Genomic DNA, 25,436 nt, shown 5'->3' with positions numbered 1-25,436 from the left:
GTTTTGTCCGGTGCTCCGAAACGACGGTCGCCGGTCACCTCGACGCGCCGACGCCCCAGGAGACGTGGTCCCACAGGCGCTCGTAGCCGTAGTAAGTGAGCGTCTTTACGGCGTTGGTCGCGAGGCCGATGCTCGCCGCCTGGCCGATGTCGGCGACGACGAGCCACGCGACCAGCACCGTGATCGTGACCATCAGCGCCCGGTAGCAGAGGGTCTTGACGACCGCGCGGCGACGGGCGTGGATCGCGTCCCGCGAGAAGACGGTGGTGTGCATGTACGGTCGTTCGGTCGCCGACGGTAAGTAACTACTACCTGTTCCCCAAAACGCAAAATGAAATTATATCTGGTTACCCATTTCCCGAACGGTCGACTCGATCTCGCCAACGACCTCCGGATTCCGGAGCGCGCTCACGTCGCCGAACTCCTCGCCGCGGGCGATGTCCTCCAGGAGTCGCCGCATGATCTTCCCCGACCGCGTCTTCGGGAGTTCGGGGGTGAACACGACGCGGTCGGGCCGGGCCACGTCGCCGACGACGCTCGCCAGCCGGTCGGCGATGGCCTCGCGTAGGGGCTCGCCGGGCTCGACGTCGCTCTTCGTCGTCACGTACGCCACGATGTGCCCGTCGCCGTCGCCGACGACCGCGGCCTCGGTCACGCCGTCGGCGTCGACGATGGCCGCCTCTAACTCGCCGGTGTTGAACCGCTGGGCGCGGACGTTGATCACGTCGTCGACGCGTCCGAGGATCGTGACGTAGCCGTCCTCGTCGACGGTCGCGCCGTCGCCGGTGCGGTAGCGCCAGCCGTCCTCGCCCTCCACCCAGTACTCCCGCAGGTAGCGCTCGTCCCCCTCGCGGAGCCCGCGTAGCATCCCCGGCCACGGGGAGGCGAGCGTGAGGTACCCCGACTCGCCGGGGTCGACCGGCTCGCCGTCCTCGCCGACGACGCGGGCGTCGATGCCCGGCAGCGGCGGGCCGACCTTCCCCGGCTTCATCGGCGTGATCCCGGGGAGGGTGGCGAGCGAGATGGCCCCCGTCTCCGTCTGCCACCAGGTGTCGACCACTGGGGCGTCGCCGCCGCCGACGTGCTCGCGGTACCACCGCCACGCTTTCGGGGTGATCGACTCGCCGACGGTCCCCAACAGGCGGATCGACGAGAGGTCGTGCGACTCGGGGTACTCCGCGCCCCACTTCATGAACGACCGGATCGCCGTCGGTGAGGTGTAGAAGACGCTCACCGCGTTGCGCTCGATCAGGTCCCAGACGCGGTCGCGGTCGGGGTAGTCGGGCGACCCCTCGTACAGCACGGTCGTCGTGCCGGTCGCGAGCGGGCCGTACACGCCGTAGGAGTGACCGGTGATCCAGCCGATGTCGGCGGCGCACCAGTAGGTGTCGTCGGGGCGCACGTCCAAGACCTTCCGCGTCGTCCACGCCACGTGCGCGAGGTAGCCGCCCGTGGCGTGCTCGACCCCCTTCGGCCGCCCGGTCGTCCCCGAGGTGTACATCACGAAGAGGAGGTCTGTCGCGTCGCGGGCGACCGGCTCGACCGTCTCGCCGTCGTGCGCTTCGACGAGCGCGTCGTACTCGTGTTCGTCGTCGCCCAGCGAGACGGCCAGCTCGTCGCCGAGGCGGTCGACGACGACCGCGGCCGACAGCTCCCCCTCGGCGCGGATCCGAGCGTTGTCCGCCTTCGACTTCTGGTTGAACGCGTCCTCCCGGCGGTAGTAGCCGTCGCAGGTGATCAGGTACTCGGAGTCGGCCGCGTCGATCCGCGTCGCGAGCGCCTCCGCGGACAGCCCCGCGAAGACGACGTTGTGCGGCGCACCGATGCGCGCGCACGCCAGCATCGCGATCGGCAGCTCCGGGACCATCGGCAGGTACAGCGTGACCACGTCGTCCTCCTCGACGCCGAGGTCGCGGAGCCCGGCCGCGACCGCGTTCACCTCGCGGTGGAGGTCGAGGTACGTGTACGACCGGCGCTCGCCGCGCTTCCCGAACCACCGGATCGCGAGCTGGTTCCGGCGGTCGTCGAGGTGGCGGTCGACGCAGTTCGCCGCGGCGTTGAGCCGCCCGTCGGGGAACCACTCGTAGAACGGCGGCTCGGAGTCGTCGAGGACTGTCTCGTACTCCCGGTCCCACGTCAGCAGGTCGGCGGCCGCGCGCCACGCTTCCGGGCCCTCGCGGTCGAACCGCTCGTATATCCCCGCGTCGCTTGCGACGGCCCGGTCGCGAAATCCCGCCGGTGGCTCGACGGCGTCGCCGTCAGCGACCCCGCTCGCTCGCCACCCGTCGACTCCGACGTCGTCCATGATACCAGTTCGCAATCCAAGGGATGTATACTTTGTCCGGATCCCCGGCAGCTGAGGGTAACCGGATCCCCGCCGGCAGGGCATAATTGAGCCCCTGCCTCATCGAAGTGATCGGCCCCTGCCGAGTGGAACGGCCGGGACGCCGATGCGGACCGGCCGGCGGCGTCCCGTTCGTCCCGCGGATCCGAGAGAGCGTCAACCATTGCCGTCTCCGGGGAGCAGCGCCATGACTCGCCACTACGGGGTCCCTTACCCGTGAACCGACCGGATGAGGGGTATGGACACGGAGTTTGCCTACTGGGTACCGAACGTCAGCGGCGGGCTGGTCGTCTCCGACTGGGAGATGGACACCGACTGGACGTACGAGTACAACCTCGACCTGGCGCGGACGGCGGAGGACGTCGGCTTCGACTACGCGCTCGCACAGGCCCGGTTCTTCGGGAGCTACGGCGCCGACCGCCAGTTGGAGGCGCTGTCGATCGCGAACGCGCTGGCGGCGCAGACCGAGACCCTCCACGTCATCGGCGCCGTCCACCCCGGGCTGTGGGAGCCCGGCCCGCTGGCGAACTTCATCGCCACCGCCGACCGCATCAGCGACGGCCGCTTCTCGATCAACGTCGTCTCCGGCTGGTTCAAAGGCGAGTTCACCGGGTTCGGCCGGTCGTGGCTCGCCCACGACGAGCGGTACGCCCGCTCCGAGGAGTTCATCGAGGCGATGAAGGCGCTGTGGACGGAGGAGCGTGCCACCTACGACGGCCGGTTCTACACGATCGGCCGCGACATCGACGGCTTCGAGGGCGCGCCACTGGAGCCGAAGCCGGTCCAGGAGCCGTACCCGCAGGTGTTCCAGGGCGGCAACTCGCAGGCGGCCCGGAAGATGGCCGCGCGCAACGCCGACGTGCTGTTCATCAACGGCGGGAGCCTTCAGGAGATCCGCGCCGTGATCGAGGACGTCGAGGAGTACGCCGCGGAGTTCGACACGGAGCCGCCGCGGTTCGCGGCGAACGCCTTCGTCATCCAGCGCGACACCGAGGCCGGGGCGAAGGAGACGCTGGAGGGGATCATCGAGAACGCGACCGACGAGGCGGTCGAGGCGTTCCAGGATCAGGTGAAACAGGCCGGGCAGTCGTCCGCCGAAGGCGAGGGGATGTGGGCCGACTCCGACGTAGAGGACCTGGTCCAGTACAACGACGGGTTCAAGACCGGACTCATCGGGACCGACGACCAGATCGTCGAGCGGATCCGGAAGCTCGACGCGATCGGGATCGACATCGTGCTCGCCGGGTTCCTCCACTACGACGAGGAACTGGAGCGGTTCGGCGAGACGATCATCCCGCGGGTCGAGGAGGCCGACCCGCTCGATCTCGACGAGATCGAGGGGGGCGACGAGGTCGAAGAGATAGCTGGCGCGCAGGTGGCGCGGTGACCGACGCGACCGCCGTCCTCGGGATCGCGGGCAGCGTCTCGACCGAGTCGAAGACCCGCAGCGCGGTGGAGACCGCGCTCGAAGCGGCCGATTCGGCCAGCGACGGGGTCGAGACGGAGGTACTCCACCTCGCGGAGTACGACCTCGTCACCGCGGACGGACGCGGGCTCGACGAGTACGAAGGCGACACCGCGGCCGCGCTCGAACGGATCGTCGCGGCCGACGCCTACGTCGTCGGTACGCCGGTCTACCGCGGCTCCTACTCCGGGGCGCTGAAGAACCTGCTCGACATGGTCCCGCGCGGCATGTGGCAGGCCGACGTGGCGCCGTTCGAGGACGCCGCGGTCGGGCTCGTCGCCACCGGCGCGACGGATCACCACTACCTCGCGGTCGATCAGGAGCTCCGACCCGTCTTCGCCTTCTTCGGCGCCCACGTCGTCGACGGCGTGTACGCGAGCGACGACGACTTCGAGTCCCGCGAGGTGGCGGACGACGCCGTCCGAGAGCGGCTGGAAACCCTCGGGGCCGCGACCGTCGACCTCGCGCGGGCGATAGAGAAGAGCGACGCGCTCGGGTCGCTCGGCCCGCAGTTCTGAGCCGGAGCCGTCCCACCGTCCCGCCGCGAACCGGACCCGGTCGCGTCGTCGAGGCGACCCCTCACGCCGACTCGGCGGGCGCGATTTCGGCCGCCTTCGCGCGGGCCCGAGAGACGATGGAGGGCTTCGCCTCGAAGTCCACCGTCACCTGGCCGCCCGCGTACGTCTCCTCGGCGACGTACCCGTGGTCGTGGACCCACGAGACGAGGCTCATCGCGTCGTCCGAGACGGGGAGGACGAGTCGCTCTCGCTCCCAGTCGGGGAGTTCGCCCTCGACGCGGTCACGGAGTTCGGCCACCCCGGCCCCGGTCTTCGCCGAGACGGCGATCGGGTCGGGCGCGACGCCCGAGAGCGCGGCGCGCTTGTCCGCGAGCCCCCCGGGCTCCAGCCGGTCGATCTTGTTGAACACGGTGACGACCGGCGCCTCGTTGCGCTCGTAGAGCGTGTCGTGGCTCGTGACGAGCTTCTCGCGCATCTCCTCGACCGGCTCGCTGGCGTCGACGACGAGCAGCACGAGGTCGGCCCGGTAGACGGAGTCGAGCGTCGACTCGAACGACTCCACGAGCCAGTGCGGGAGGTCCGCGATGAACCCCACCGTGTCGGTGAGGAGGACGTCGCGCTTCTCCATCTCCGCCCGGCGCGTCGTGGTGCCGAGCGTCGTGAACAGCATATCCTGTGACTCGGCGGTGGTGTCGAGGTCGCGGTGGCGGTCGGCGTTCTCGTCGACCTCCAGCTCGTCCGCGAGCCGGCGCATCAGCGTCGACTTCCCCGCGTTAGTGTAGCCCGCGAGCGCGACGAGGTCGAAGCCGGAGTCGCGGCGCTGCTCGCGCCGCGCCTCCTCCTTCTCCGCGATCGACTCCAGCTCGTCACGGATCTCCGAGATCTGCCGTTTGATGTCGCGCTCGACGCTCTCGTCGTACTCGCCGAGCCCCATGAATCCCGGTCGCTCGTCGCGTTTCGCGAGGCTCGCCTTCGCCTCCGCGCGCGGCAGCTCGTACCGCAGCTCCGCGAGGTCGACCTGGAGCTGCGCCTTCCGGGTGTCGGCGCGCTGGCCGAATATTTCGAGGATGAGCGTGAACCGGTCGACGACCTCGACGCCCTCGGGGAGCTTCCCGCCGACGTTGAACGTCTGATACGGCCCGACGTCGTTGTCGATTATCACCGCGTCGGCGTCGGTGCGGCGGACGAGGTCGCGTAGCTCCGCGACCTTCCCCTCGCCGAACATGAAGGCGGCGTCCTCGGTGCGAGTCTGGGTGAGCTCGCCGACCACCTCGTAGCCCGCGGCGGCCGCGAGCTGTGAGATCTCTGCGAGGTCGGCCGTCCCGCTATCGACCCGCTTGGCGACGACTGCGCGGCGTCCCTCGGTCGGCGACTCGGCGTCGGCGTCCGCCGCTCCGGCGTCCCCGGTCATCGGAGGAGGTCCCGAGCGGCGTACGCGGCGTGGTGTGCTGCCTGCACTGTTTCGCGCTCGCCTATGCTCTCGACGTATTTAAAGTCGGGCTGGAAGCTGAGGCCGACGCGTTCCGCCGGCTCCTCGTAGAACTCGCCGCCCTCCGCGACGATCGGACCGTCCGGCGGCGTCGGGAGGTCCCCGACCGCCTCGGCGACGAGCGCGACGGTCGCCTCCAGCGTCGGCCCCTCGCGCGCGGCGGCGAACCCGACCCCCTCCACCGACCGGATCCGCGAGGAGTCGACGCGCGCGTGGACCGCGGCCGCGACCATCAGGTACTCGCCGTCCTCCTCGTGGCGCCCGCTGATGTCCACGCCGACGACCTCAGGGGCGGGTGCGGTTCACCACGGTTCGGCCGGTCCGCGCGTTCGCGTCGACTACCTGCGTACCCATGAGTGGGCGTTGGTCGGCAGCCGAGTTGAACGTTTCCGTGCCGAACCTCAAGTCGGGGGCGGACCCGTCCCGTCAGTCCCGGAGGTCGTCGACGACGGCCGCGATCCGCTCGACCGCCTCGTCGACGTCGGCCTCGTCGACGTCGAGGTGGGTGGTGAACCGCGTCGTGTAGTCCGCGAACTCGACGCAGCCGACGCCGGCCTCCTTACACGCCGCGTAGAGCGACTCGGCCGGGATGCCGGCGTCCTCGGTGTGCGCGACGACGATGTTGGTGTCGGGCGCGGGCGCGTCGACGCCGTCGAGCGCGTCGAGGCCGGCCGCGAGCCGCTCCGCGTTGGCGTGGTCCTCGGCGAGGCGGTCGACGTTCTCCAGCGCGCGGAGGCCGGGCGCGGCGATGATGCCGGCCTGCCGCATCCCGCCGCCGAACAGCTTGCGGACGCGGCGCGCGTCCTCGACGAACGCCTCGTCGCCGGCGAGGATCGAGCCGACGGGGGCGCCGAGCCCCTTCGAGAGGCAGAAGGTGACGCTGTCGACGGGGGCGACGATCTCGCTCGCGTCGACGCCGAGCGCGACCGCGGCGTTGAACACGCGCGCACCGTCGAGGTGAATCGGCACGTCGGCGTCGCGTGCGGCCTCGGCCGCGGCCGCGATCCGATCGACCGGGATCGCCTTGCCGCCGCGGTAGTTGTGCGTGTTCTCAAGGGAGAGCAGGCCGGTCCCGGGGCGGTGGAGGTCCTCGTCGACGAGCCCCTCGCGGACCGCCTCGGGCGTCGGGACGCAGCGCTCGCCGGCGTCTACCGTCCGCGTCTGGACGCCGGAGAGCTTGGCCGCGCCAGCCAGCTCCCAGCGGTAGATGTGCGACTCGCGCTCCAAGAGGAGCTCCTGGCCCGGCTCCGTGTGCGCGTGGACCGCGATCTGGTTCGCCATCGTCCCGGAGGGCACGTACAGCGCCGCCTCCGTGCCGACCGCCTCGGCCGCCCGGCGCTCCAGCTCGTTGACCGTCGGGTCGTCGCGATACACGTCGTCGCCGACCTCGGCGGTCGCGGCCGCGTCGCGCATCTCGTCCGAGGGCGCCGTGACAGTGTCGGACCGCAGGTCGATGAAGTCGTCGTCGGACATCGGTTGTAGGCCGTTCCGCGGCGCCGGGCATATATCTCGCGCTCGCGGCCGGTCGCGGCTGCGAGGGAATTCGGCGGTTCCGCGCGCGGAACGAGCGGGTTCCGCGTTCGGTCCCTATTTAACGACCGGGATCGATCCGTCGCGTATGGCAACGGAAGCCGCGCCAGACGACGCAGCCGACGTACCGGACGCCTACGACGCCCTCCTCGACCGCGTCGAGCGGTGGAACGCGGTCGGCAGCGCCTCCGGCGTCCTCGGCTGGGACCAGCAGGTGATGATGCCCGAGGGCGGCACGCCGGCCCGGTCGAAGCAGCTCTCGGCGCTCTCCTCCGTCCAGCACGACATGGTCACCGCCGACGAGACGGGCGAGCTGCTCGACGAGCTCGACGACGCCGACCTCACCGAGGAGCGGGCGGCGGTCGTCCGCGAGGTCCGCCGCGAGTACGAGCGCGCCGACGCCGTCCCGGTCGAGCTCGTCGAGGAGATCTCCGAGACCGGCTCCGAGGCGCTCCAGGCGTGGGAGGAGGCGAAGGCCGAAGACGAGTTCGATGAGTTCGCCCCCTACCTCGAGAAGCACGTCGAGCTGAAGCGCGAGTACGCCGAGCACATCGACCCCGACCGCGACCCCTACGAGGTCCTCTTCGAGGAGTTCGAGCCGTGCCTGTCGATGGAGCGCGCCGAGTCGATCCTCACCGAGCTCCGCGAGGCGCTCGTCCCGATGATCGACGAGATCCGCGAGTCCGACGTCGACCTCGCGGTCGACACCTTCGAGGGGACGTTCCCCGAAGAGGAGCAGGAAGCGCTCTCCCGAGACGCGCTGGAGCTCGTCGGCTACGACTTCGACCGCGGTCGCCTCGACGTCTCCTCGCACCCGTTCACCTCGGGCAACCAGTTCGACTGCCGCGTGACGACCCGCTTCGACGAGGAGGACCCGCTCGGCGCCGTCGGCTCGACGATCCACGAGTACGGCCACGCGCAGTACAACCTCGGGCTGCCGCAGGAGCACTTCGGCACGCCGCTCGGCGAGTCGCGCGACCTCTCGGTCCACGAGTCGCAGTCGCGGCTCTGGGAGAACCACGTCGGGCGCAGCGAGGCGTTCTGGGAGCAGTTCCTCCCGATCTTCCAGGAGCACTTCCCGCAGACGGAGGAGGCGACGGTCCGGGACGCCTACGAGGCGTTCAACCAGGTGTACGAGGACAACCTCATCCGCGTCGAGGCCGACGAGCTCACCTACCACCTCCACATCGTCATCCGGTTCGAGATCGAGCGCGACCTGATCCGCGGCGACCTCGACGTCGAGGACGTGCCCGAGGTCTGGAACGACAAGTACGAGGAGTACCTCGGTATCCGCCCCGACACCGACAGCGAGGGCTGCCTCCAGGACATCCACTGGAGCCACGGCAACTTCGGCTACTTCCCCACCTACTCGCTCGGCTCCGTGATGGCGGCCCAGCTGTTCGAGGCCGCCGAGGCCGACATCGACGACCTCGACGGGAAGATCGCCGACGGCGAGTTCGACGACCTCCAGGACTGGCTCGGCGAGAACGTCCATCAGCACGGCTCCCGCTACGAGACGAACGAGCTCGTGAAGCGGGCGACCGGCGAGGACTTCTCGGCGGACGCCTTCCTCGACTACGTCGACGAGAAGTACGGCGAGCTGTACGGGATCTGACGTAGCTGCGAGGATTCGTCTGCTCCGCGACCGATTAGGGGAGTGGATGAGTCAGACCGGCGGCAGCGGTATGATATTTAAATACCCGTGAGCGGCGACGATTACTTATAAATAAACACGGCGGTGGCGCGTGCCGGTGAGCGCCGCAACGCGGCGCGAACCGCCCGCGCGAGGGAGTCAGTCGCCGAGCGAAGCGACGGCGACTGACGAGGCTGGGGAGGTGTGAGGCTGTGCGGGGTGGGACTCAAACGGGCAGCCGCGAAGCCGCCGCAGACGACGCAAGCACCGGAACGAGTGAGGAGCACAGCGAGTGTGCGGCGGCTTCGCGGCTGGGGCTTTGGAGGTAGTCTCCGCCGATTCATCGCTAACCATTTATAAGCGAGCGGCTGGGGCTTTAGCGGTGCTCTCTGTCGGCCAACGGATGTTTATTTATAAACGATTGACGGAGACTTTGGAAAACTCCACCGCGGACTCGCCGCAACTTATAAGCAACCACTCGGCCGATCTGCGTCACCTCCGCTATTGATCGCTGTACTGATCGCAACCATGCTAGCCACCCCAAAAGAGCGTATGCTGCGAAATGCGTAATCCGTATTCCGTACTGCTGTGAAACCGTGTATTCAACCCATGCGTTCAAACGCCGTTACATTCCCAGCCGGAACCCGGTCATCAATACGATGAGCGCGAGCATCACGGCGCCCTCGAACAGGCCGACGATCAGGTTCTTCTTCTCGATCGCTTCGAGCCGGGCGGCGTCCGGGTCCGGCGACAGCGTCTCGTAGTACGCGCTGAGCTGGAGCCGGTGTGGGACCGCCAGCCCGAACGCGAACAGCCCCCACCCCAGACCGAGCGCGAGCCCGGACCACGTCCCGCCGAAGCCGTAGCCGAGCCCGAGGTCAGGCGTCAACAGGACCGTCCCGGACAACACCGTCGTCAGCGAGAAGCCGACGAGGAAGAAGACGGCCTTCGGAATCAGCGTCCTGTTCACCGCGGCCGACGCCTCCTCGTCGAGGCCGCCCAGCGTCGGCCCGATGATCGCCGGGAAGATGATCGCGAAGCCGAACCACACCGCGCCGGCGGCGATGTGGGTATAAAAGAGGAGTTCGGTACTCGCGAGCGCGAGGCTCGCGGCGAAAAACGCCAGCGGCACGAGGAAGCTCCCGGCCGCGAACGCCGGGTTCGCGGCGTCCGCGAGGTGGCGAACTCGTTCGACGAATCCCGACTCAGCGACGTGACGGCTACCTTCGTCAGCGACTGCCATGGACACCGGATCCGGAGTCTCCGTGAAATGCGTTCGGGTCGACACGATCCAGGCCGGTTCTCCGCGCCCCGAGCGCGATCGGAGTCGCGGTCGCGCGACCGCGACCGCCTCACTTCTCGATGATGCTCTCCTCGACGGCTTCGCCGAAGTGGCGCGCCACGTCCTCGTAGTAGACGAGCGCCTCGTCGCCGGGCTCGACGTCGGTGACGGCCTTCCGCCCCTCGCTCGTCGCGATCTTCACGGTCTCGGCGTTCTGGATGAGCGTCTCGATGCGGTCGGTACCGTCCTCCGTCTCGATCTCCGCCTGGATCCGGAACATCGGGCGCTTCTCGATCTTCACGCGTCCCACCACCGCCTCGCGCGTGTGGCCGTCGGTGTCGACGACCTGTACCTCGTCGCCGCTCGACAGCTCGGCGAGGTAGTTCGTGCCGCCCTCGGCGTTGCGGACGTACGCGTGGACCGCGCCGGCGTTCACGCGGAACGGGCGCGAGGCGACGTACGGCGACTCCGCGGTCTCGGCGTGGACGAAGAAGAGCCCGCGAGACATCGAGCCGACGAGCATCCCCTCGCTGTCGTCCATCAGCGATCCGGTGTCGATGCAGACGCGGTCCGCCATCCCGGTCTGTTCGACCTCGGTCACCTCGGCGTGCCGGAGGTCGAGCGTCTCGCGGTCGGCGGCGTCGCGGGCCTCGACCGCGCCGCGGATCTCGTCGGGCGAGTCCGCGTCGAGGAGGACGCCGTCGGCGCCGATCTCCAGCGTCTCGAACGCGGTCCGGGCCTCCGCGGCGGTCGTGGCGCCAGCGATCAGGTGCGTCTCGTCGCCGACCCGGGCGATGAGGTTCTCCAGCGGGATGATCGACCAGTCCTCGCCGACGATCACGGTGAACTCGGCCTCGTCGGCCGCGGCCTCGGCGAACTCCTCGTACTCGGTGCCCAGAACGCGGACGTACGCGCCCTGCGCGCGGTCGTCGCGGCGGCGCAGCGTGGTCAGGTCGGCCGAGCCCGAGAGGTCCTCGGGCATGTCGATCGTCCCGTCGCCCTCGCCGCCCTTGCCGACGAAGTACGCATCGGCCTCGGCGTCGCTCTCGGCGTCGTCGATCACGTCGGCGTCGGAGCGGAACGCCGCCACGTTCACGTCGCCGAGCTCGCGGACGCGGCCGACGTCGCCCTCGTCGACGAGCACCCAGTCCGCGCCGGCCTCGATGGCGGCCGTGACCCGTCGCTTGCGCGCCTCCCAGTCGCCGACGGCGCCGTCGGCTTTGACCCAGACCGTGCGTGTCATTGTCGGAACCTCACGGCCCGCCGGCTTGAAAACTGCGGAAGGGTCGCGCGATGCGGAGGCCGGCGCGGCGACGACAAAGCACTTATCACTGAGATAGTATCGTCTAACGCACACCTCCGCATGACGCCACCAAGCCAGCGCCTCTCAGCGGCGAGTTCCCGATACGGCGGTGCGCGCGAGTCGTTCCGTGAACGCGCCCGGCCGCGCCTCGGGATCGATCCGCGGGGGCTTGGCATCTTTCGGATCGCGGTGGCGCTCCTCCTCCTCGCCGACCTGCTGATCTATCGGCTCCCGGCGATTCGGACGTTCTACACGGACGGCGGCGTCCTCCCTCGCTCGACGCTCGCCGAGACCTTCCCGCTGCTGGAGCGAGCGTCCCTCCACGCGATGTCCGGGTCAGCGCGGGTACAGACGGGACTCCTCGCGGTCGCCGTCGTCGCCGCCGTCTGCCTGCTGGTCGGCTACCGCACGCGGGCGGCCACAGGGATCTCGCTCCTCCTGCTCGCGTCGCTGTACGCGCGGAACCCGTACGTGATCAACGGCGGGAACTCGATCCTCGCCGTGTTCCTCTTCTTGAGCCTCTTCCTTCCGCTCGACGCGCGCTATTCGCTCGGTTCGGGTCGCCGGAGCGACCGCGACGCTCGGGGCGACGTCGACGGACGAGCGAGCGACGGACGGGCGAGAGACGACCGAGGAGATGCCGCCGACCCGCGGGTCTGTTCGGTCGGAACGGCCGTCACGCTCCTGACGCTCGTGTCGATATACGCGGCGAACGCGGTCTCGAAGTACCGGAGCGACGCGTGGACGTCCGGGACTGCGGTCCCTCGGATCTTCCAGTTGGGCGAGTTCACCGTGGGGCTGGGGCCGCTCGTCTCGGAGTACACCGCCGTCCTGACCGCGGTCAACTGGCTCTGGATCGCGCTCCTCTCCGTCTCCCCCCTGCTGGTCGTCGCCACCGGACGGCGCAGGACCGCACTCGCCCTCGCGTTCGTCGCCGCGCACCTCGGCATGGCCGCGACGATGCGGCTCGCGGTGTTCCCGTTCGTCATGGCCTCGGTCCTGCTCCTGTTTCTCCCGCCCGCGGCGTGGGACCGGGTCGAGGCCGTCGCGACGAGGCGCTCCGACTCCGCGCGGCTCGGGGGGACCGACCCCGCGCACCGGAGCGACGGCGGCACCGACGCAGGGGCCGCGTCCCGGACTCCGTCGCGAGCCCGTCGCGTGCTCGGGGTCGGCGCCGCCGCGCTGCTCGTCGGCTTCTTCCTCGCGCTCGTCTGGTGGCAGGCCGCGGGTGTCGGACTCGTCGACCTCCCGGCACAGGAGTCGACCGGCGAGCTGTCGGAGGTGAGCTGGTCGTTCTTCGCGCCGAACCCGCCGGACGCCTCGGGCTGGTACGTCGTCGCCGGCACGCTCGATTCCGGCGAGACGGTCGACCTGCGTGACGGCGGGGCGGTCACGTTCGACCGGCCGCCGGACGCGGCGGAGACGTATCCGACGACCCTCTGGCACCAGTTCGGGTTCAGGCTGAAGAACGCCGCCGAGTCGCGGTACCGACCGGTGGCGTCGTACGTCTGCGAACGGACGGACCGCGACGTGGCGTCGGTGACCGTCTTCCACGTCGAACAGGCCGTCGACGCCGACGGGTTCGTCGGAGAACCGGACGCGGAGAAACGAGTGCGCGTCGCCTGCTGAAACGGTATCGGAACGCGACAGCTACGCCTCGACGAACCCGCCCGCTCGCAGCGCCTCCTCGACGCCCGCGTCGTCGTGGACGACCGCGGACACGGCGCGGGCGATCCCCTCGGGGTCCTCGTGCTGGAAGATCGACCGCCCCATCGACACGCCGGCCGCGTCGCCGTCCATGGCGCCGCGGACCATCTCGACCGTCTCGCGGTCGGTTCCCTTCGAGCCGCCGGCGATGACCACCGGCAGGCGGGTCGACTCCGTGACGCGCTCGAAGGAGTCGCCGTCGCCGGAGTACCCCGTCTTCACCACGTCGGCGCCGAGCTCCTCGGCGAGCCGGACCGCGTGGCCGAGCGCCTCGGGGTCGCTCTCGTCGACGCCCGGGCCGCGCGCGTACGCCATCGCGAGGACGGGAAGCCCGAGCCGCTCGGCGTCGGCCGTCAGCTCCGCCAGCTCCTCGATCTGGTCGGGCTCGTACTCCGAGCCGACGTTGATGTGGAAGGAGACGGCGTCGGCGCCCGCGCGGACCGCGTCCTCCGCGGTGCCCGTGACGCGCTTGTCGCTCTCGTCGGGGCCGATGGTCGTCGACCCGTTGAGGTGGACGATGTAGCCCGCGTCGTTCTTGTTCTGGTGGACGCGCGGCGCGATCCCACGCTGGGTGAGCACCGCGTCCGCGCCGCCGCTGGTGACGCCGTCGACGGTGGACTCGATGTCGACGAGGCCGTCGACGGCGCCCATCGTGATCCCGTGGTCCATCGGGACGATGAGGTAGCGGTCGTTCGTGGAGATGCGGTCGAGTCGTGCCGAGAGTCCTGCTGTCATTGTGGGATGGGTCGTTGTGTGAGAGTGTGGCAATCGGAGGTAAGTCGGTTTCGTTCGGGGACGTATTAGTCCGTTTCTGGTCAGGCGGACTCGACCGTCTCCGTCCGCGAGCGGTAGCCGCGCTCCGCGCCCGCCTTTAGTTCGCGGGAGAGCGCCTCCAGCCTGTCGGCGACCGCCGCGGTCGGCAGGTCGTTCTCGACGCCGTCGGCGACGACGTCGACGAGCGCCGAGCCGACGATGATCCCGTCGGCGCCGCCCGCGACGATGCGCTCGGCGTGTTCGCCCGACGAGATGCCGAATCCGACCGCCTTCGGCACGTCGTACTCGCGGAGCCGGTCGAGGCTCTCAGTGGTCTGGTCGGAGACGTCGTCGCGGGCGCCGGTCGTCCCCAGCCGCGCCTGAACGTACACGTAGCCGGAGACGTTCTCCATCATACGGTCCAGTCGGTCGCCGCGCGTCGTCGGCGCGACGATGAAGACGAGGTCGAGCCCGAACTCGTCGCAGGCCTCGCGCAGCGGGTCCGCCTCCTCCGCCGGCAGGTCGGGGACGACTAGTCCCTGAATCCCCGCGGCCGCCGCCCGCTCGACGAACGGCCGCGGGCCGGTCTCGCTACCGTACTGATAAATCAGGTTGTAGTACGTCATACACACCAGCGCGGCGTCGACCTCCACCTCCTCCGCGAACGCGAAGAACCGCTCCGGCGTCATCCCCGCGTCGAGCGCGCGGACGAGCGCCTCTTGTATCGTCGACCCCTCGGCGATGGGCTCGGAGAAGGGGAGGCCGAGCTCGATCACGTCGGCGCCGCCGCGGTCGAGCGCCTCGACGTGCGCCTTCGACGACTCGTAGTCCGGGTCGCCGACGACGAGGTACGGGACGTAGGCGGGGCCGTCGGCGAACGCGGCGGCGATGGCCTCGGAGTTGCCCGTCTCCGCCATTCAGATCCCCTCCGTGAACATCGACATGTCCGGCGCGTTCGGGAGGTCGCGCTGGTCCGTCTCCTCGATGGCGGCGTCGAGGTCCTTGTCGCCGCGCCCGGAGACGTTCACGACCACGCGCTCGCCGAGCTCCTCGTGGTGTTCTTCGAGGAAGCCGAACGCGTGGGCCGTCTCCAGCGCGGGGATGATCCCCTCCGTCGAGGAGAGCCGGTGGAACCCCTCCAGCGCGGCGTCGTCGTCGACCGCGACCGGCTCGACGCGCCCCTCGTCGACGAGGTACGCGAGCTCGGGGCCGACCCCGGCGTAGTCGAGCCCGGAAGAGACCGAGTGGCTCTCCATGATCTGTCCGTCCGAGTCCTGAAGCAGCTTCGTCCGGGCGCCGTGGAGGACGCCCTCCTCGCCGGCGTACAGCGACGCGGAGTTGGGCGCGACGCCCGCCTCCTCGTCGACTTCGAGCGTGGAGCCGCCGGCCTCGACCGCGCGGAGCGCGACCGACTCGTCGTCGACGAAGTCGGCGAACGCGCCCATCGTGTTCGAGCCGCCGCCGGCGCAGGCGACCACGTCGGTCGGGAGCCCGCCCGTCTTCTCTATCGCCTGCTCGCGGGCCTCCTCGGAGATGACCGCCTGGAAGTCGCGGACCATCACCGGGAACGGGTGCGGACCGACGATCGAACCGATCACGTAGTGCGTGTCCTCAACCGTCTCGGCCCAGTCGCGCATCGTCTCGGAGATGGCCTCCTTGAGCGTGCCGCGGCCCGTCGTCACCGGCTTCACCTCAGAGCCGTTGAGCTTCATCCGGAACACGTTGGGGCGCTGGCGGTTGATGTCGCGCTCGCCCATGTAGATCGTACAGGGCATGTCGAGGTGCGCGGCCGCCATCGCCGTCGCGGTCCCGTGCTGGCCGGCGCCGGTCTCCGCGATGATGCGCTCCTTCCCCATGTACTTCGCGAGGAGGACCTGCCCGAGCGCGTTGTTCAGCTTGTGCGCGCCGCCGTGGAGGAGGTCCTCCCGTTTGAGGTACACCTCCGTGTCGTAGCGCTCGGAGAGCCGGTCGGCGCGCTGGAGCGGCGTCGGCCGGCCGCCGAACTCCGCGAGCCGCTCGCGGAACTCGTCCATGAACCCGTCCTCGTTGTTCAGGACGTACCGCTCGTAGGCGTCCGTCAGCTCCTCGATCGCGGGCATCAGCGCCTCGGGGACGTACTGGCCGCCGTAGCGGCCGAACTTCCCGTCGTCGCGGCCGCGCTCGCGGCCTGGCCGTCGCGAAAGCTCTCCAACCTCGCTCGTCGATGATTCGGTCTCGCTCATGTGGGTGTCTCCGTGGTGTCAGTCGTGTCGTCGAGTGTCGGGTCCGCGTCTTCGTCCTCGTCCGCCTCCGCCCGCACCAGTTCGCGGGTGTTCGCCTCCACGTCGCCGTCCATGATCGCGCTGCCGACGAGCAGGGCGTCGGCGCCCGCCGCCCGCATCCGGCGGACGTCCGCGGGCGAGCCGATGCCGCTCTCGGCGATCAGCGTGACGTCGTCCGGAACGCGGGGCGCCACGGACTCGAAGGTTCCGAGGTCGACGACGAGCTCCGCGAGGTCCCGGTTGTTCACGCCGATCGTCGTCGCGCCCGCGTCGAGCGCGCGCTCCAGCTCCTCGCGGTCGTGGACCTCGACGAGGACCCGGAAGCCGCGGTCGCGGGCGGCGGCGAGCAGGTCCGGGAGGCCCTCGCCAACGAACCGCGCGATCAGCAGGACGACGTCGCTCTCGACGGCGTCCAGCTGCGCCTCGCCGACGACGAAGTCCTTCCGGAGGACCGGCACGTCGACGGCGTCGCGCACGCGTTCGAGCGTGTCGACGCTGCCGCCGAAGTGCTCCGGCTCGGTGAGCACGCTCAGCGCGGCGGCCCCACCGGCGACCATCCCCTCGGCGAGCGCGACGGGGTCGTCCTCGCGGCTGCCCTCGGTCGTCGGGCTCGTCGGCTTCACCTCGGCGATCACCGGAACGCGCCCGTCGGCCTCGGCCCGCTCGAACGCGGCCGAGAGGTCGCGAGGCGAGACCGAGACGGTTCCGCTCGCGTCCCCCCTCGCGTCCGCGCGCTCCCGAGCGGCGGACAGGATCGACCGGACCGCCGGCGCCAGCTCGTTTGGATCGTCCATTACTATACACTAATGTACGTATCTGTTCATAAGGCTTGCGGGGGTAAACGCGTTGGAGTCGACGCCACGTTCGTCCCGGGCGCCCGCTGTGGGAACCCCTCCTGGTAGTGTTCAGATAAGCTGATTCCATGCGAACGCGAACGACCTGAGCCACTCGTCAGCAGTTTCTGCTTCGGCGTTGCTGAAACAGTTTGAGAAACTGGTAGTTCTGCGTTTTACCTCACGAAAGACACGTTCGACGCTGTTCCGATTTCCATGTCGTTCGTATCTGAAATCGAGGTCATGTTTGTCACAGGCACGGTGAAGTGGAGTCGCGCCATCAACGAGAAAGATCGCGTCATCCACATCGTGTTTTTCGCGGAGTTCCGCGAAGAACTGATCTGCGATCACGTTCGTTCTTGTCGGCTCAAGCTTTGTATGGAGTAAATCGTTTGAATCGGGATCGACAGCGGCGTACAGCCAATATTGTTCATCGTCAAGCTGAATCACGGTTTCATCGACCGCAACGTGATTCGGGCACCGACCAGATTCCGGCTGTAGATCGGCCTTGTGAACCCAGTTATGAACAGTAGATCGAACCCGATCAACACCAAATACCTCAAGAAACGAAACAGTATTCGAAAGCGATAATCCAGCAAGATGGAGCTGAATACTGATCTTCATCAACAACGTCGGTGTTGCCTCTCGCTCCACAAACTCTAAGTTGATCTCGTCTAAACAGCCGCTGAGGCGGTCGTTTTCGGGCATGAATCACTTTGAAAACGCACCGCCTCACCTTTCAATCCTTATCTGAACACCGTCCCCCTCCTCGGGCGATAACTTAAGTGAATCACCCGTCCAATGAAGGGTATGGATACGGCGGGTACGTCTGGCGTCTTCGCCCGGGAGTTCGACGAGATCGGCCGGACCGTTCAGGTGGGGTTCGCCGGCGGTCGCGTCATCTCGGTGTCGTTCCCCGCCGAACCGCCGGGGGACGCCGACGGCGACCACGACCTGTTGGACCGGATCGAGGCGTACCTCGGCGGCGAGCGAGACGAGTTCGCCGAGGTGGCGCTCGGCCTCACCGTGCCGACCGACCAGCGGGAGGTGTTGGAGTCGCTCCGCAGCGTTCCGTACGGCGAGGAGGTCTCCGTGAGCCGGCTCGCCCGGCTCGCCGGCTTCGACCCCGACGACGCCGACGACCTGGAGACGGTCACGGGCGCGCTCAACGACAACCCGGTCCCCGTCCTCCTGCCGGACCACCGAGTGAGCGGCGGCCCGTACGCCACGCCGGGGGAGGTCCGAGACGTGCTGCGGTCCGTCGAGGGGATTTCGGTTAGGTAGGTCCCCCGGACGCGCGTCAGATCTCGAAGTCGGGCGTGTCGAACGCGCCCTCGTCGGCGGCGACGTCGTACCCCTGGATTCCGGTGAGCGCCAGATCGAGCGTCGCCTCGGCGTCCCACCGTCCCGTGTTGATGACCAGGTCGTAGATGGATCGGTCCGACAGGTCGATGCCGTAGTAGGACTTGTAACGCTGTTCCTCGATGACTTCGCGGACCTGCATCTCCGAGGTCATCTCCTCTCGGGCGGCCGTGCGGTCCGCGCGGACCTCGTCCGGGGCGTCGAGCCAGATCCGGATGTCGGCGCGGTTGCCGGCGATCCAGCCCGCGAGCCGCGACTCCAGCACGAACGCCTTGTTCGCGGCGCCCCACTTCTCGGCGATGCGGCGGAGCCGGCGGTCGAGCGCCCGGTCGATCTCCTCGGACTCGCCGGTCTCTGCGATCAGCTGTGAGAGGCTCATGTCCCGCTCGGCGGCGATCTCGCGGAACAGCTCGCCGCCGGAGACGTAGCCGCAGTCGAGCGCCTCGGCGATCCCCTCGACGAGCGTCGTGGCCCCGCAGCCCGGCGGGCCGGAGACGGTGACGAACAGGTTCCGGTCGATCCGTCGGTCGGGCTCCGGCGAGGTGCCGCTCATGCGTGTGGCGACACGGATGGCCGCCGGATAAACGGGTCGGTCGCGCGAAGTTCCGCGGGACCGACGGAGATGGGGTCGGTCGCGCGAAGTTCCGCGGGACCGACGCAACCGATTTCCCTTCCCGAGCCCTGGTGAACGCCGTGAGCGAGACCACGGACCGCGGCGACGAGGCCGCCGCGCGGGCCCTCCTCCGAGACGCGGTCGACCGCGGCGCGATCCCGGACCCCGGCTTCGACCCGGAGACGGTCCCGATCGCGGACGCCGACGTGCTCGCGCGGCTCTCGCCGCCGGTCCGGCGCTGGTGGGTCGAGCGCTTCGGCGAGTACGTCGGCGAGAACGGCGGCTTCTTCACGCCCCCGCAGCGCGAGGCGATCCCCCACGTCGACGCCGGGGAGAACTGCCTCGTCGCCGCGCCGACGGGCAGCGGCAAGACGCTCGCCTCCTTCCTCGCGGTCCTCGACGACCTCTTCGCGCGCGACCGCGCCGGCGACCTGGAGAACTCCGTCTACTGCCTGTACGTCTCGCCGCTGAAGTCGCTCGCGAACGACATCGAGCGGAACCTGGAGGCCCCGTTAGAGGGGATCGGCGAGGCGATCGCAGCGGCGGAAGGAGGCGACGGCGACGGAGAGGCTGACTCCTACGACCCCGGCGTCAGGCAGGCGATCCGCCACGGCGACACCTCGCAGGCGGACCGCCAGGCGATGCTCTCGGAGACGCCGCACGTCCTCAACACCACGCCGGAGACGCTCGCGATCCTGCTCAACTCGCCGAAGTTCAAGGAGAAGCTCCGTACCGTCGAGTACGTGATCGTCGACGAGATCCACTCGCTGGCCGCGAACAAGCGCGGGACACACCTCTCCGTGTCGCTGGAACGGCTGACCGAGCTGGCGCGGCACGGCGAGCGGGACGGAGCGGCCGAGATCACCCGGATCGGCTGCTCGGCCACCGTCGAACCGCTCGACGGGATCGCCTCGTTCCTCGTCGGTCGCGAGCGCGTCGACGGCGCGGCCGGCGAGGTCGACGGCTTCGAGACGCGCCCCTGCGAGGTGGTCGACGCCCGGTTCGCCCGCGAGTTCGACCTCGAACTCCGGACGCCGGCCGCCGACCTCGTCCACACGCCGCGGTCGGCGGTGACCGACCGGTTCTACGAGTCGCTCCGCGACCTGATCGAGTCCCACGAGAACACGCTGGTGTTCACGAACTCGCGGTCGGGCGCCGAGCGCACGCTCCAGGAGCTCCGCCAGCGGTTCGACTACGACGAGTCGGACTCCGGCTGCCACCACGGGAGCCTCGGGGAGGCCCAGCGCACCCGGGTCGAGGAGGGGCTGAAGTCGGGCGAGCTCGACGTGGTCACCACCTCGACGAGCCTGGAGCTCGGCATCGACATGCCGCACCTCGATTTGGTCGTTCAGGTCGGCTCCCCGAAGTCCGTCGCGGCGCTGCTCCAGCGCGTCGGCCGCGCGGGCCACAGCCCGGGCGAGACCGTCGAGGGGCGGGTGTTCGCGCTCGACCGCGACGAGCTGATCGAGTGCGCGACGATCCTCGCGCGCGCCGAGGACGGGTTCGTCGACCGCGTGTTCCCGCCCGAGGGGGCCTACGACGTCGCCGCCCAGCACGTCTACGGCATGGCGATAAACCGGATCCGACCGGACCGGGAGGTCCGCGAGGTCCTGCGTCGGGCGCACCCGTACCGCGAGTTCGACGACGCGGCCTACGAGCGGCTCCTCCGGTACCTCACGGGGGACTACGACGGCCTCGAAGAGAAGAACGTCTATCCGAAGGTGTGGCGCGACGCCAACGACCCGCCGGACGGCGAGCACCACTACCCAGATCACCCGGTCGACGAGACGCTCGTCGGCAAGCGCGGGCGGCTCGCGCGGGTCATCTACATGACGAACGTCGGGACCATCCCGGACTCGTTCACCTGCGACGTGTTCACGCGCGACGACGAGTGGGTCGGGACCTTGGACGAGTCGTACCTCGACACGCTGGAGTCGGGCGACGTGTTCGCGCTGGGCGGCGAGCGGTTCGCGTTCCGCTACCGCCGCGGTTCGAAGGTGTACGTCGACCGCACGAGCGAGCGCCCGACCGTCCCCTCGTGGTTCGCCGAGCGCCTCCCCCTCTCCGCCGACCTCGCGCGCGAGGTGCTCGACTTCCAGGCCGAACTCCTCGACCGGCTGACCGGCGACGGCCCGAGCGCCGGCCCCGCCGCGGTCCGCGCGTGGCTCCGCGAGTTCCCCCTCGACGGGAACGCGGTCCGAGCGCTCGCCCGGATGTACGACGAGCAGGTCCGGTACGCGGGCCCGGAGAGCGTCTCGACGCCCGACCGGCTCGTCGTGGAGGAGGAGCTCGACCGCAACGAGTACAAGCGCCGCTTCTACGTCCACTCCGTCTACGGCCGGCGGTTCAACGACGGGCTCTCGCGTCTCGTCGCGGCCGCGGTCGCGAACCGGACCGACGCCAACGTGGCGGTCGCGGTCGCGGACCGCGGGTTCTCGCTCGCGCTCCCGCTGAACCGCAAGGTCGACGTGGCACAGATTCTGGCCGATCTCGACCCCGAGACGGTCCGCGAGGACCTCCGCGAGGCCGTTCGGGGGACGGACCTGCTCCAGCGCTACTTCCGGATCAACGCGGGGCGAGCGCTCCTCATCCTGAAGCGGTACAAGGGGTACGAGAAGTCGGCCGCCGAACAGCAGGTGTCCGCCGAGATGCTGCTGTCGTTCGCGGCCGACCTAGACGAGTTCGCCGTGCTGGAGGAGACGTACCGCGAGCTGCTGGAGGACCGGCTGGATGTCGGGGGAATCCGCGAGGCGGTCGGGCGGATCGCGACGGGCGACCTGGCGGTCGAACACCGCGTCGTCGACTCGCCGAGTCCGCTCGCGTTCGGGCTGGCGACGCTCGTCGACTCCGACACCGTCATCGCCGACGACGAGTCGGCCGTCCTCCGCGAGTTCCACGCCCGGGTGATGGAGGAGATCGACGAGGCGCCGCGGAGCGCCGGGAGCGACGAGGCCGGGGACCGCGACGCCGAACCCGCCGCGGACCGCCGACCGGACTGAGCCCCAGGGTTACGGCCGAATCGGCTCGGCCGGGAGCGGGTCGGGAAGCCCGTCCAAGATCAGCGTCGTGTAGTGGAGGAAGACGACCAGCGCCGCGAGCGACAGCAACAGCAGGAACAGCAGGACCAACCGCTCGTCGCTGCGGACGACCGCGGCGGTGTCGGCGAGGAACTCCGTGCGCGGGCGACGCTCGACCATCGACCGGTCGTTGCGTCCGCGTCCGTTTAAAAATAGGCTGTGGACCGCCGACTCGGCCGACTCGCTCGCGGCCGCTCAGTCGTCCGAGGGCGAGACGGGGGACCGGCCGAGCGGCTCGCCGTCGACGGGCTCGTCGGGGTTCGCGTCGACGGCGGCGTCGCTCAGCCCGAACTGGGCGTCGACGTCGGCGTCCTCGCGCACGTGGACGGTGCCGCGGTGGACGGCGATGGCGTCCGCGAGGTGGAGCCGGACCGCGTCGAGCAGCACTTCGGCTTCGAGGGGCTGCCCGCGGCGCTTGATCTCGTCGACGTCGGCGCCCGGCGGCACGTCGAAGGCGCGCTGGGCGATGACCGGGCCCTGGTCGAGGTCGGTCGTGACGTAATGGGCGGTGACGCCCGCGATGCGGACGCCCGCGTCCTTCGCCTGCCGGTACGCCTCCGCGCCGGGGAACGCCGGCAGCAGCGAGGGGTGGACGTTGATGATCCGGCCCTCGTACCGGAAGACGACCTCCGGCGAGAGGATCCGCATGTAGCGGGCCAGCGCGATGAGGTCCACGTCGTACTCGGCCAACAGGTCGAGGAGGCGCCCCTCGTCGGTGTTGCCGTTGCCGTCGCCCACGTCGTAGAACGGCTTGTCGTAGCGCTCCGCGAGCGACCGGAGGTCGCCGCGGTTGCCGATGACGACCGGGATCTCCGCCTCCGCGCCGTCGTCGGCCAGTTCGCCGTTGGCCTCGGCCTCCAGCAGCGCCTCGGGCGCGTGCGTCTCCTTCGTGACGAGCAGCGCGACGCGGCGGGCGTCCCGGTCGCTCGGGAAGCGGACCTGGATGTCCACGTCGAGCTCGCGGCCGAGCTCGGCGAGCGCGCGGCGGAGCTCGCCCCGGGAGGTCTCCATCTCCGACGCGTCGACGCGGGTCGTCATCCGGAAGACGCCCTCGCGGACCGCCTGGTCGAGATCCTCGATGTTGATTCCCCGCTCGAACAGCAGGGAGGTGACCCGCGCGATGAGTCCGGTCTTGTCTCCTCCGACGACCGTGATCTCGGTCAGTTCGCGGGTCATGCGACGATCACCTCCGCGGGTTCGAGCGGCTGCATACACCCACCCCAACAGGCGGAGGGGTTTGCCCCTTTCGTTCCGCGCGGTCCCTGCCTCCCGCACGAACGACCGCAATATATCCACGTATGTGCGTATAAACGCCGTTCCAAAACGGTTTTTACACACGACCCCGCACCGACGGGTATGACCGCGTACACGGCGACGGTGACGGTCCGGCTGAAGCGGGGCGTCCTCGACCCGGAGGCCGAGACGACCCAGCAGGCCCTCGAACGGCTCGGGTTCGAGCTGTCCGACCTCCGCTCGGCGGACCGCTTCGAGGTCGACCTCGACGCCGCCGACGCCGACGAGGCGGCCGCGCGCGCCGACGAGATGGCCGAGCGGCTGCTCGCGAACCCGACCATCCACGACTACGACGTGGCGGTCGCGGAGCGATGACGGTTGCCAACGCGGGGTGGGCGGCGTGACGGTCGCTGTCGTCCAGTTCGGCGGCTCGAACTGCGACCGCGACGCCGTCCGCGCGCTCGACCACCTGGGCGTCGACGCCGAGCGCGTCTGGCACGAGGACGGGCTTCCGGCCGACCCCGACGGAATCGTCCTCCCCGGCGGATTCTCCTACGGCGACTACCTCCGCGCCGGCGCGATGGCCGCCCGCGCGCCGATCATGGAGGAAGTCCGCGCGGCGGCCGACGAGGGCGTCCCCGTGATCGGCATCTGTAACGGCGCGCAGATCGGCTCGGAGTCGGGGCTCACGCCCGGCGCGTTCACCACCAACGCTTCCGCGCGCTTCCAGTGCGAACCGGTCCACCTGCGCGTCGAGCGCGCGGACACGCCGTGGACCGCCGCCTACGACGAGGGCGACGTGATCGAGGTCCCCATCGCCCACGGCGAGGGGCGCTTCGAGATCAGCGACGCGGCCCACGCCGACCTCGTCGCCGACGACCGCGTCCTGTTCCGCTACTGCGACGCCGACGGGAACGTCACGGACGCGGCGAACCCCAACGGCTCGACCGACAACGTCGCGGGCGTCCTCGGTGAGCGCGAGACGGTCGCGGTGCTGATGCCGCACCCCGAGCGCGCGACGCTCCCGGACCTCGGCCGGAGCACCGACGGCGCGGGGATCCTCGAAGCGCTCGCCTGATCGGGGTCGGAGTTCGCCTAACTCGACTCGCGGTTACCGCGCTCTCGCGGCCGATCCGCTCCGTTCCGCCTCCGTCGGTGACTCCGACTCGATCCCGTCCGCCCCCTCGGACTCCAGTTCGCGCTCCAGCGCCCGCTCGAACTCAGCCTCCGTGAGCTCCCCTTCCGCGTACCGTCGTTGAAGGCGTTCGACCGGCGACTCGTCGCGCTCGCTCGGCTCCGATCCGTCGTCGCGCTCGCTCGCGAGCGCCCTGATTCCGACGACGCCCACGGCGAGCAGCGCCGCGACGGTGAGCAGCGCGAGGAGCGGAAAGAGGACCATCCAGCCGCCCATCCCGCCCGCCATCCCCGAACCGGCCATGCCACCCATAAGCGGCGCGACGGCGGCGGCGTCGAACCCAATCATGTGCGAAAATTACATTTCTGTGGGTAAATACTCCGCGGCCGTTCGCGGGTGGTGGGACCGCGCTCCCCCGTCGCCGGCAGACACGCTGCCGGCGTTCGGAAGCGAGCGTCGCGACGCCCCCGCACGACTTTTGCGCTCGGGCACCGAACTGGCCTACGTGAACGCGCGACACATCGACCACGTCAACCTCCGGATCCCCGAGGACGGCGCCGACGCCGCCCGCGAGTTCTACGGTGAGCGGCTCGGATTCGGCGTCGAGGACGCGCTGTACGCGGCCGACGAGAAACCGTTCTTCGACGTGCGGCTCTCGGCGACCGCGGTGATCCACCTCTGGCCGACCGACGAGTTCGAGCGGCCGACGAAGACGAACTACGACCACGTCGCGGTCGTCGTCGAGGAGTCGGTCGACGAGATCGAGGCCGAACTGGCCGAGGCCGACGTCGAGGTCGAGAAGACGCTCGACTCGCCGCTCGGCGCGACCGGCGAGGCGGGCGCGGTGTACGTCCGAGACCCGTTTGGCTACCGGGTGGAACTGAAAGCGCGGGTTTGA

25 protein-coding genes are annotated in these 25,436 nt (G+C 69.7%); 9 read left to right on the top strand and 16 right to left on the bottom strand.

Going from position 1 to position 25,436, the window contains the following annotated elements:
• Window positions 1-34: 34 nt before the first annotated feature.
• Together CPZ01_RS01370 and acs are read right to left on the bottom strand one after the other, a co-directional pair.
• Window positions 35-274 carry a DUF2061 domain-containing protein gene (locus CPZ01_RS01370; protein ID WP_096393073.1) on the bottom strand — a complete coding sequence of 80 codons (240 nt, stop codon included), beginning with the start codon at window positions 272-274 and terminating at the stop codon, window positions 35-37.
• A gap of 63 nt (window positions 275-337) precedes the next feature.
• Window positions 338-2,305, bottom strand: a complete 1,968-nt coding sequence (gene acs, locus CPZ01_RS01365; RefSeq protein ID WP_096393072.1) for an acetate--CoA ligase — start codon at window positions 2,303-2,305, stop codon at window positions 338-340.
• Between the two features lie 277 nt (window positions 2,306-2,582).
• Between acs and sfnG the strand changes: the two genes are divergently transcribed.
• Together sfnG and CPZ01_RS01355 are read left to right on the top strand one after the other, a co-directional pair.
• Window positions 2,583-3,731 carry a dimethylsulfone monooxygenase SfnG gene (gene sfnG, locus CPZ01_RS01360; RefSeq protein ID WP_096393071.1) on the top strand — a complete coding sequence of 383 codons (1,149 nt, stop codon included), beginning with the start codon at window positions 2,583-2,585 and terminating at the stop codon, window positions 3,729-3,731.
• Window positions 3,728-4,327: an NADPH-dependent FMN reductase gene (locus CPZ01_RS01355; protein ID WP_096393070.1), complete on the top strand. Its 600-nt coding sequence runs from the start codon at window positions 3,728-3,730 to the stop codon at window positions 4,325-4,327. The genes sfnG and CPZ01_RS01355 overlap by 4 nt, the downstream gene beginning before the upstream one ends.
• Window positions 4,328-4,388: 61 nt before the next feature.
• Here the strand turns inward: CPZ01_RS01355 and hflX are convergent, their stop codons facing one another.
• From hflX to CPZ01_RS01340, 3 genes are all read right to left on the bottom strand, one after another.
• Window positions 4,389-5,738, bottom strand: coding sequence for a GTPase HflX (gene hflX / locus CPZ01_RS01350; protein WP_096393069.1), 1,350 nt, complete (start codon window positions 5,736-5,738; stop codon window positions 4,389-4,391).
• Window positions 5,735-6,091: a DUF2209 family protein gene (locus CPZ01_RS01345; RefSeq protein WP_096393068.1), complete on the bottom strand. Its 357-nt coding sequence runs from the start codon at window positions 6,089-6,091 to the stop codon at window positions 5,735-5,737. Before CPZ01_RS01345 ends, hflX begins: the two co-directional genes overlap by 4 nt.
• Window positions 6,092-6,242: 151 nt before the next feature.
• The gene (locus CPZ01_RS01340) at window positions 6,243-7,289 is read right to left on the bottom strand and encodes a threonine aldolase family protein (protein ID WP_096393067.1); all 1,047 of its coding nucleotides are present in this window, start codon (window positions 7,287-7,289) and stop codon (window positions 6,243-6,245) included.
• A 145-nt stretch (window positions 7,290-7,434) separates the two neighbouring features.
• Between CPZ01_RS01340 and CPZ01_RS01335 the strand changes: the two genes are divergently transcribed.
• The gene (locus CPZ01_RS01335; RefSeq protein WP_096393066.1) at window positions 7,435-8,961 is read left to right on the top strand and encodes a carboxypeptidase M32; all 1,527 of its coding nucleotides are present in this window, start codon (window positions 7,435-7,437) and stop codon (window positions 8,959-8,961) included.
• A gap of 643 nt (window positions 8,962-9,604) precedes the next feature.
• On the opposite strand, the gene CPZ01_RS01330 is transcribed toward CPZ01_RS01335, so the two are convergent.
• Window positions 9,605-10,222: a hypothetical protein gene (locus tag CPZ01_RS01330; RefSeq protein WP_096393065.1), complete on the bottom strand. Its 618-nt coding sequence runs from the start codon at window positions 10,220-10,222 to the stop codon at window positions 9,605-9,607.
• 109 nt (window positions 10,223-10,331) lie between these two features.
• Window positions 10,332-11,504 (bottom strand): 3-dehydroquinate synthase II, encoded by a 1,173-nt coding sequence (locus tag CPZ01_RS01325; RefSeq protein ID WP_096393064.1) that lies wholly within the window; start codon window positions 11,502-11,504, stop codon window positions 10,332-10,334.
• A gap of 120 nt (window positions 11,505-11,624) precedes the next feature.
• Between CPZ01_RS01325 and CPZ01_RS01320 the strand changes: the two genes are divergently transcribed.
• Window positions 11,625-13,193 carry an HTTM domain-containing protein gene (locus tag CPZ01_RS01320; RefSeq protein WP_096393063.1) on the top strand — a complete coding sequence of 523 codons (1,569 nt, stop codon included), beginning with the start codon at window positions 11,625-11,627 and terminating at the stop codon, window positions 13,191-13,193.
• Window positions 13,194-13,214: 21 nt separating this feature from the next.
• On the opposite strand, the gene CPZ01_RS01315 is transcribed toward CPZ01_RS01320, so the two are convergent.
• The 5 genes from CPZ01_RS01315 to CPZ01_RS01295 form a co-directional block, all read right to left on the bottom strand.
• Window positions 13,215-14,006 carry a 2-amino-3,7-dideoxy-D-threo-hept-6-ulosonate synthase gene (locus CPZ01_RS01315; RefSeq protein ID WP_096393062.1) on the bottom strand — a complete coding sequence of 264 codons (792 nt, stop codon included), beginning with the start codon at window positions 14,004-14,006 and terminating at the stop codon, window positions 13,215-13,217.
• Window positions 14,007-14,086: 80 nt separating this feature from the next.
• The gene (trpA, locus tag CPZ01_RS01310) at window positions 14,087-14,941 is read right to left on the bottom strand and encodes a tryptophan synthase subunit alpha (RefSeq protein ID WP_096393061.1); all 855 of its coding nucleotides are present in this window, start codon (window positions 14,939-14,941) and stop codon (window positions 14,087-14,089) included.
• Entirely contained in the window at window positions 14,942-16,246 is a 1,305-nt protein-coding gene (gene trpB, locus CPZ01_RS01305; protein WP_096393060.1) for a tryptophan synthase subunit beta, read from the bottom strand.
• Complete coding sequence (trpC, locus tag CPZ01_RS01300) at window positions 16,243-17,079, bottom strand: indole-3-glycerol phosphate synthase (protein WP_096393059.1); 837 nt, start codon at window positions 17,077-17,079, stop codon at window positions 16,243-16,245. Before trpC ends, trpB begins: the two co-directional genes overlap by 4 nt.
• Before the next feature lie 111 nt (window positions 17,080-17,190).
• Window positions 17,191-17,826, bottom strand: a complete 636-nt coding sequence (locus tag CPZ01_RS01295; protein WP_096393058.1) for an IS6 family transposase — start codon at window positions 17,824-17,826, stop codon at window positions 17,191-17,193.
• A 102-nt stretch (window positions 17,827-17,928) separates the two neighbouring features.
• Between CPZ01_RS01295 and CPZ01_RS01290 the strand changes: the two genes are divergently transcribed.
• Window positions 17,929-18,402, top strand: coding sequence for an MGMT family protein (locus CPZ01_RS01290; RefSeq protein WP_096393057.1), 474 nt, complete (start codon window positions 17,929-17,931; stop codon window positions 18,400-18,402).
• A gap of 16 nt (window positions 18,403-18,418) precedes the next feature.
• Here the strand turns inward: CPZ01_RS01290 and cmk are convergent, their stop codons facing one another.
• Window positions 18,419-19,033: a (d)CMP kinase gene (cmk, locus tag CPZ01_RS01285; protein ID WP_096393056.1), complete on the bottom strand. Its 615-nt coding sequence runs from the start codon at window positions 19,031-19,033 to the stop codon at window positions 18,419-18,421.
• Between the two features lie 131 nt (window positions 19,034-19,164).
• Here cmk and CPZ01_RS01280 point away from each other — a divergent pair, with 131 nt between their 5' ends.
• A complete protein-coding gene (locus tag CPZ01_RS01280) occupies window positions 19,165-22,092 on the top strand; it encodes an ATP-dependent helicase (protein ID WP_096393055.1) in 2,928 nt (975 codons plus the stop codon).
• A 9-nt stretch (window positions 22,093-22,101) separates the two neighbouring features.
• Here the strand turns inward: CPZ01_RS01280 and CPZ01_RS01275 are convergent, their stop codons facing one another.
• Together CPZ01_RS01275 and CPZ01_RS01270 are read right to left on the bottom strand one after the other, a co-directional pair.
• A complete protein-coding gene (locus CPZ01_RS01275) occupies window positions 22,102-22,290 on the bottom strand; it encodes a hypothetical protein (RefSeq protein WP_096393054.1) in 189 nt (62 codons plus the stop codon).
• Between the two features lie 75 nt (window positions 22,291-22,365).
• Window positions 22,366-23,346, bottom strand: a complete 981-nt coding sequence (locus tag CPZ01_RS01270; protein ID WP_096393053.1) for a formyltetrahydrofolate deformylase — start codon at window positions 23,344-23,346, stop codon at window positions 22,366-22,368.
• 180 nt (window positions 23,347-23,526) lie between these two features.
• On the opposite strand from CPZ01_RS01270, the gene purS reads away from it, so the two are divergent.
• Both purS and purQ read left to right on the top strand, forming a co-directional pair.
• Window positions 23,527-23,778 (top strand): phosphoribosylformylglycinamidine synthase subunit PurS, encoded by a 252-nt coding sequence (purS, locus tag CPZ01_RS01265; protein ID WP_008442483.1) that lies wholly within the window; start codon window positions 23,527-23,529, stop codon window positions 23,776-23,778.
• 25 nt (window positions 23,779-23,803) lie between these two features.
• Window positions 23,804-24,481, top strand: coding sequence for a phosphoribosylformylglycinamidine synthase I (gene purQ / locus CPZ01_RS01260; protein ID WP_096393052.1), 678 nt, complete (start codon window positions 23,804-23,806; stop codon window positions 24,479-24,481).
• Window positions 24,482-24,514: 33 nt separating this feature from the next.
• On the opposite strand, the gene CPZ01_RS01255 is transcribed toward purQ, so the two are convergent.
• Window positions 24,515-24,886 (bottom strand): SHOCT domain-containing protein, encoded by a 372-nt coding sequence (locus CPZ01_RS01255; protein ID WP_231899197.1) that lies wholly within the window; start codon window positions 24,884-24,886, stop codon window positions 24,515-24,517.
• Between the two features lie 157 nt (window positions 24,887-25,043).
• Here CPZ01_RS01255 and CPZ01_RS01250 point away from each other — a divergent pair, with 157 nt between their 5' ends.
• A complete protein-coding gene (locus CPZ01_RS01250; RefSeq protein ID WP_096393051.1) occupies window positions 25,044-25,436 on the top strand; it encodes a VOC family protein in 393 nt (130 codons plus the stop codon).

Origin of the sequence: Halorubrum trapanicum (genome assembly GCF_002355655.1) — an archaeon.
GTDB classification, from domain to species: domain Archaea; phylum Halobacteriota; class Halobacteria; order Halobacteriales; family Haloferacaceae; genus Halorubrum; species Halorubrum trapanicum_A.
Note: the sequence above shows the minus strand (reverse complement) of the source record. Positions and strands in the feature narration are given on the sequence as shown.